This is a genomic window from Streptomyces mesophilus, assembly GCF_011044995.1.
Lineage (GTDB): Bacteria > Actinomycetota > Actinomycetes > Streptomycetales > Streptomycetaceae > Streptomyces > Streptomyces mesophilus.
In genome coordinates this window covers 1-5,844 of record NZ_JAAKZW010000349.1, presented here as the reverse complement: position 1 = coordinate 5,844, position 5,844 = coordinate 1, and the positions used below count along the sequence as shown (strand labels likewise).

Genomic DNA, 5,844 nt, shown 5'->3' with positions numbered 1-5,844 from the left:
CCCCGCTGAGCCCCCCGTTCCCAACGGGAAACCGAGAGGATCCGGTGGGGCAACACCCGCCGCGCACTCTGAACGGCATGGGACAGCGCATCGTGGTCATCGGGGCCGGCACCGCCGGGGCGCGGCTCGGCCTGCGGTTGGAGAGCGACGCCGACGTCACACTCGTCGGGGCCGAACCGCACGCCCCGTACAACCGCGTGCTCCTCGCCGACGTGCTCGCGGGCCGCTATCCGGCCGAGGTGACCAAGCTGCCGGACCCAGGCCCGGTGCTCCGGGACCGTGTCGTACGCATCGACCGGGCGGCGCGACAGGTCCACCTCGCCGACGCCGAGCCCCTCCCCTACGACTCCCTCGTCCTCGCCACCGGCTCCAACCCCGTGCTGCCCGCCCTGCGGGGCCTGGCCCAGGGGCTGCCGGAGAACGTGCACGCCTTCCGCACCATGGACGACTGCCTGGCCCTCGACGGGGCGGTACGGGAGGGCGCGCGCGCCGTCGTCATCGGCGGCGGGCTGCTCGGTGTGCTGTGTGCACAGGCGCTCGCCGAGCGCGGCGCGCAGGTGGTGCTCGCCCAGCAGGGCGAACACCTCATGGAGCGGCAACTCGACTCCGAGGCAGCCGAGTTGGTACGCGAACATCTGAAGCTCCGCGGCGTCGAGGTGCACACCGAGTGCCGCGTACGGGAAGTGCGGATGCAGGGCGGCAGGGCCGTGGGCGTCGCGCTCGCCGACGGGTACGCACTCGGCGCCGATCTGATCGTGCTGGCTTGCGGCGTACGGCCCAGCACCCAGCTCGCCCGGGAGGCCGGACTGGAGGTCCGGGGCGGCATCGTCGTCGACGACGAGCTGCGCACCAGCGACCCCGCGATCCATGCGATCGGCGACTGCGCCGAACACCGCGGCCGCACCTACGGACTCGCCACGCCCGCCCTCGAACAGGCCGACGCCCTGGCCGACTTCCTTCAGCAGGGCAAGGGCAGCACCTACGAGGGCACCCGCTCCCTGACCCGTCTGACCCTCAGCGACGCGGGTCAACTCCCCTTGGATCTGGCCACGTTCGGCGACCCGTCGATCCGTGAGGGCGACGACGTGATCCGGCTGACCGACGCCACCCGCCGTACGTACCGCAAGGTCGTCGTCCGTGACGACCGGCTCGTCGGCGGGGTGCTGCTCGGCGAGCTCGGCGCCGTGGGCGCACTCGCCGAAGCCTGGGATGCCGCAGAGCCGCTGCCCCAGGACGCATCACTGCACCATCTGCTCACCCACGACGGAGGCTTCTGACATGCCGCCCATCCTTGAGGCCGCCGCTCGGCCCACCCTTCTGCTCGTCGGCCACGGCATGGTCGGCCAGCGGTTCCTGGAAGCGCTCGTCGAGCGCGGTGTCGCCGACAGCCACCAGGTGGTCGTGCTGTGCGAAGAGCCGCGTGCCGCGTACGACCGCGTCCATCTGACCTCGTACTTCGAGGGAACCTCAGCCGACGAACTCTCCCTCACGCCCGCCGACTTCATGGAGCGGCACGGCATCGAGCTGCACCTCGGCGAGCCGGGGCAGAGCATCGACCGCGCGGCGAAGACCGTCACCACACCCGCGGGCCGCACCTTCGCGTACGACATCCTGGTCCTCGCGACCGGCTCGTACCCCTTCGTGCCGCCGGTGCCGGGCAAGGACGCCGAGGGCTGCTTCGTCTACCGGACGATCGAGGATCTCGAAGCGATCGAGACGTACGCCAAGGACGCCGCGCGCGGTGCGGTCGTGGGCGGCGGGCTGCTCGGCCTGGAAGCGGCCGGTGCGCTCAAGGGCCTCGGACTGTCCACGCAGATCGTGGAGTTCGCGCCGCGCCTCATGCCCGCGCAGGTGGACGAGGGCGGCGGCGCGGCGCTCCTGAGGACCATCGAGCGCATGGGGCTCGATGTGCGCACGGGAGCGGGCACGCAGGAGATCGTCACCGACGAGGCCGGTCGCGTCACCGGGATGCTCCTGACGGACGGGACCCAACTGCCCACGGATCTCGTGGTGTTCAGCGCCGGCGTACGGCCGAGGGACCAGCTCGCCCGCGAGTGCGGCCTCGAGGTCGGTGAGCGCGGCGGGATCAAGGTCGGCGAGGAGTGCCGTACGAGCGACGACGCGGTGTACGCGATCGGCGAGTGCGCGCAGACCGTCGACGGGAAGGTGTACGGCCTGGTCGCGCCCGGCTATGCGATGGCCGAGGCGGCGGCGGACGCGATCGCCGGGTTCCCGGGGTCGTTCACCGGGGCCGACATGTCGACGAAGCTGAAGCTGCTCGGCGTGGACGTGGCCTCGTTCGGCGACGCGCACGGCGCCACCGAGGGCTGCCTCGACGTGGTCTACGCGGACTCGCGCTCGGGCACGTACAAGAAGCTGGTCGTCGACCCGGACGGCAAGCTGCTCGGCGGCGTGCTCGTCGGTGACGCCGACGCGTACGGAATGCTGCGGCCGCTCACCGGTTCCGTTCCGCCCGTCTCTCCCGAGCAGCTGGTCCTCCCGGCCGGTGCGGGCGGTCCGGTGAAGCTGGGCCCGGACGCGCTGCCCGACGAGGCGATCATCTGCTCCTGCCACAACGTCACCAAGGGCCAGATCTGCGCCTGCGGCACGCTGCCCGAGGTCAAGCAGTGCACCAAGGCCGGTACGGGCTGCGGCAGTTGCGTCAAGACCATCCTTCAGCTGCTCCCGCAGAGCGGCGACAAGGGCCTGTGCGGCTGCTTCGGTCATACGCGTGCGGAGCTGTACGAGATCGTCCGGGTCAAGCGCATCACCTCGTACGCGCGACTGCTCGACGAGCACGGCCGGGACGAGGCCCGTGGCAGCGAGGGCTGTGAGATCTGCAAGCCGACCGTCGGCTCGATCATCGCCTCACTCGCGCCCGCGATCGGCGCCGACGGCTATGTCCTGGCCGGCGAGCAGGCCGCACTCCAGGACACCAACGACCACTTCCTCGCGAACATGCAGCGCAACGGCTCGTACTCGATCGTGCCGCGCATCCCCGGCGGCGAGATCACGCCCGAGAAGCTGATCGTGATCGGTGAGGTGGCCCGCGACTACGGCCTCTACACGAAGATCACCGGCGGCCAGCGCATCGACCTCTTCGGCGCCCGCGTCGACCAACTCCCGGGTATCTGGGCGCGGTTGGTGGACGCCGGGTTCGAGTCCGGGCACGCGTACGGCAAGGCGCTTCGTACGGTGAAGTCCTGTGTCGGGCAGACCTGGTGCCGTTACGGAGTGCAGGACTCGGTCCGCATGGCCATCGATCTGGAGCTGCGCTACCGGGGCCTGCGGGCACCCCACAAGCTGAAGTCGGCGGTCTCCGGCTGTGCGCGCGAGTGCGCGGAGGCCCAGTCCAAGGACTTCGGTGTGATCGCCACGGCGAGCGGCTGGAACCTGTACGTGGGCGGCAACGGCGGTATGACCCCGCGCCACGCGGACCTCCTCGCGCAGGACCTGAGCGACACCGAACTGATCCGCCTGATCGACCGCTTCCTGATGTTCTACATCCGCACCGCCGACCGCCTGGAGCGCACGGCGAGCTGGCTGGAGCGCCTGGAGGGCGGCCTCGAGCACCTGCGCGAGGTGATCGTCGAGGACTCGCTCGGGCTCTGCGACGAGCTGGAGTCCCTGATGGCCGCCCATGTCGCGGGCTACAGCGACGAATGGGCCGAGACCCTGCAGGACCCCGAGCGGCTCGCGCGCTTCGTGTCCTTCGTCAACGCGCCCGGCACACCCGACCCCACCGTCCAGTTCGTCGCCGAGCGCGACCAGATGAAGCCGGACCTCCAGGTCCTGATCCCCGAAGGAGCGCTGACCGCCCGATGAACCTCCAACTCAAGCTGGACGACGCCTGGTTCACCGTCTGCCCGGCCGGCGCGGTGCAGCCCGGCCGCGGGGTGGCGGCCCTGCTCCCGGACGGCCGCCACGCGGCGCTGTTCATCGACCGCTCCGGACGGGCGTACGCGATCGACAACCGCGATCCGTTCACCGGGGCGTCGGTGCTGTCGCGGGGGCTCATCGGCTCGGCCGCCGGACGCGCCTTCGTGGCCTCACCCCTCCTGAAGCAGCGCTTCGACCTGGAGTCGGGGCGGTGCCTGGACGACGAGGAGGTCGCCGTCCAGGCGTACGAGGTACGGCTGGGCCAGCAGTAAGCGCCTGCGGTCCGCGGAGGGCCCGTCACCAGCGGAGGGTCCGTCACCAGTAGAAGGGGCCCTCCGCGCGCCAGGTCATCTTGCCGAAGACGTCGTTCGTCTCCGGGGTCGAGACGGTGATGTTGCTGACCTTCAGTCCGTACTGGACCCGCGAACGCCCTTCGGGGCAGGTGAAGTCGACGGCCTCGAAGTTCAGGAAGAACCCCGGGCCGAACTCCCGTGTCGGATCCGAGCGATGGGCACTGACGACCCAGCCTGCGTCACCGTGGTAGTACACCCAGCTGAGCGGCTGCTGCGTGGTGCGCACCACGAAGGACGTGCTCCAGTCGAAGCTGCCGTCGGCCGCGGTGCAGCCGAAGGTCCTGGCCGTGTCGGCGGCGGCGGAGAACCCGTCGTCGCCGAGGTTCCCCGCGAGGTAGCCGGGCAGGTCGCGCACGCCGTGCAGGGTGGTCCTGACGGTGAACCCTCCGCAGCCGTCGGTCGGGTAGTACTCGTGGTACCTCAGCTGACACTTGCGCGGCCCTTCGGCAGAGTCGGCCACGGGGTCGTAGACAGGCCTGGGCACCAGGCCTTCGTGCTCGACCGTCATCGAGAGCCCGCCCGGCTCGTCCGCCACGACCTCCACGAGCACGGGCTGCGCCTGCGCGGGGCCGCCCGCCCCGAAGACGAGCCCCAGCGCCGCGGCCGCCGCAAGCAGCCCCCGTACCACCGGTCTCCTGTTTCCACTCCTCATCAACTTTCCCCCCTGTACGTCGAGTTGAAGGATGCGGCACGACCGTAGCGGGAGCGCTCCCACTCCCACCACGCGAATCACACACTCCGCTCCGAGGCGCCCGTCGCCTTCGGCACCGGAAAGTAATACTTGACCGGTCATTCCAATTGAATCTAGAGTCGTCGACATGGCCCGCACCAAGGAGTTCGACCCCGACGCGGCGCTGCAGGCAGCCATGGAGCTGTTCTGGCGGCGCGGCTACGAGGCGACGTCGATGAGCGACCTCACCGAGCATCTGGGGATCGGCCGGGCCAGCCTGTACGCGACCTTCGGCAGCAAGCACGAGCTGTACCTGAAGGCCCTCGACCGCTACGGCGAGACAAGGGATCCACTGCTCGTCGAGGAGCTGTCGCAGCCCGGCCCCGTACTGCCTGCCGTACGCGAGGTGGTGCGGCGGTTCGCCGAGGAGGCCGCGGACGAGTCGACCCGCCTGGCCGGCTGCCTGGTCACCAACACCGCGGCCGAGCTCGCCGCGCACGACCGGGACGCCGCCCGCAGGGTCGAGCGCAGCTGGGAACACCTCGAGACGCCCCTGCACTCCGCGCTCACCCGGGCGCGGGCGCAGGGTGAACTGCCCGCGGACAGCGAACCGCTCGCACTCGCCCGGATGCTGGTCGTCCTGATGCAGGGGATCCGCGTGGCCGGCAAGGCGTCCAGCGACCCGGGGCGGGTGCGGGACGCGGCCGAGCAGGCGCTGAAGCTGCTCGGCGGCTGAGCCGCGTCGCGTACGGGAAAAGGGGTGCCCTCGGCGGCACCCCTTCCTTAGGCCTCAATACTGATTCCTTACGCCTCAATAATGAACCGATCGGTCAAGAAAGAGGGGGATCATGACCGCGCTCCAACAGCCCTGCGCCACCGGCGCAGCGGGCCCCGGCCACACCCGCACACCGGACCTGGCCGGCGGCCCGGTTCCCATCGGCC

Annotated in this window: 5 protein-coding genes; 4 read left to right on the top strand and 1 reads right to left on the bottom strand. The window is 70.7% G+C overall.

Going from position 1 to position 5,844, the window contains the following annotated elements:
- The first annotated feature begins 77 nt into the window (after positions 1 to 77).
- Genes G6045_RS38770 through nirD form a run of 3 tightly spaced genes read left to right on the top strand, consistent with a single transcriptional unit; the run spans position 78 to position 4,151 of the window.
- A complete protein-coding gene (locus tag G6045_RS38770) occupies positions 78 to 1,277 on the top strand; it encodes an NAD(P)/FAD-dependent oxidoreductase (protein WP_165336944.1) in 1,200 nt (399 codons plus the stop codon).
- 1 nt (position 1,278) lies between these two features.
- Positions 1,279 to 3,825, top strand: a complete 2,547-nt coding sequence (gene nirB / locus G6045_RS38765; RefSeq protein WP_165336943.1) for a nitrite reductase large subunit NirB — start codon at positions 1,279 to 1,281, stop codon at positions 3,823 to 3,825.
- Positions 3,822 to 4,151, top strand: a complete 330-nt coding sequence (gene nirD / locus G6045_RS38760; protein WP_165336942.1) for a nitrite reductase small subunit NirD — start codon at positions 3,822 to 3,824, stop codon at positions 4,149 to 4,151. The genes nirB and nirD overlap by 4 nt, the downstream gene beginning before the upstream one ends.
- Positions 4,152 to 4,194: 43 nt before the next feature.
- Here the strand turns inward: nirD and G6045_RS38755 are convergent, their stop codons facing one another.
- Positions 4,195 to 4,860: a hypothetical protein gene (locus tag G6045_RS38755; protein ID WP_165336941.1), complete on the bottom strand. Its 666-nt coding sequence runs from the start codon at positions 4,858 to 4,860 to the stop codon at positions 4,195 to 4,197.
- A gap of 190 nt (positions 4,861 to 5,050) precedes the next feature.
- Between G6045_RS38755 and G6045_RS38750 the strand changes: the two genes are divergently transcribed.
- On the top strand, positions 5,051 to 5,638 hold the full coding sequence (locus G6045_RS38750) for a TetR/AcrR family transcriptional regulator (protein WP_165336940.1): 588 nt from the start codon (positions 5,051 to 5,053) through the stop codon (positions 5,636 to 5,638).
- Positions 5,639 to 5,844: the final 206 nt, after the last annotated feature.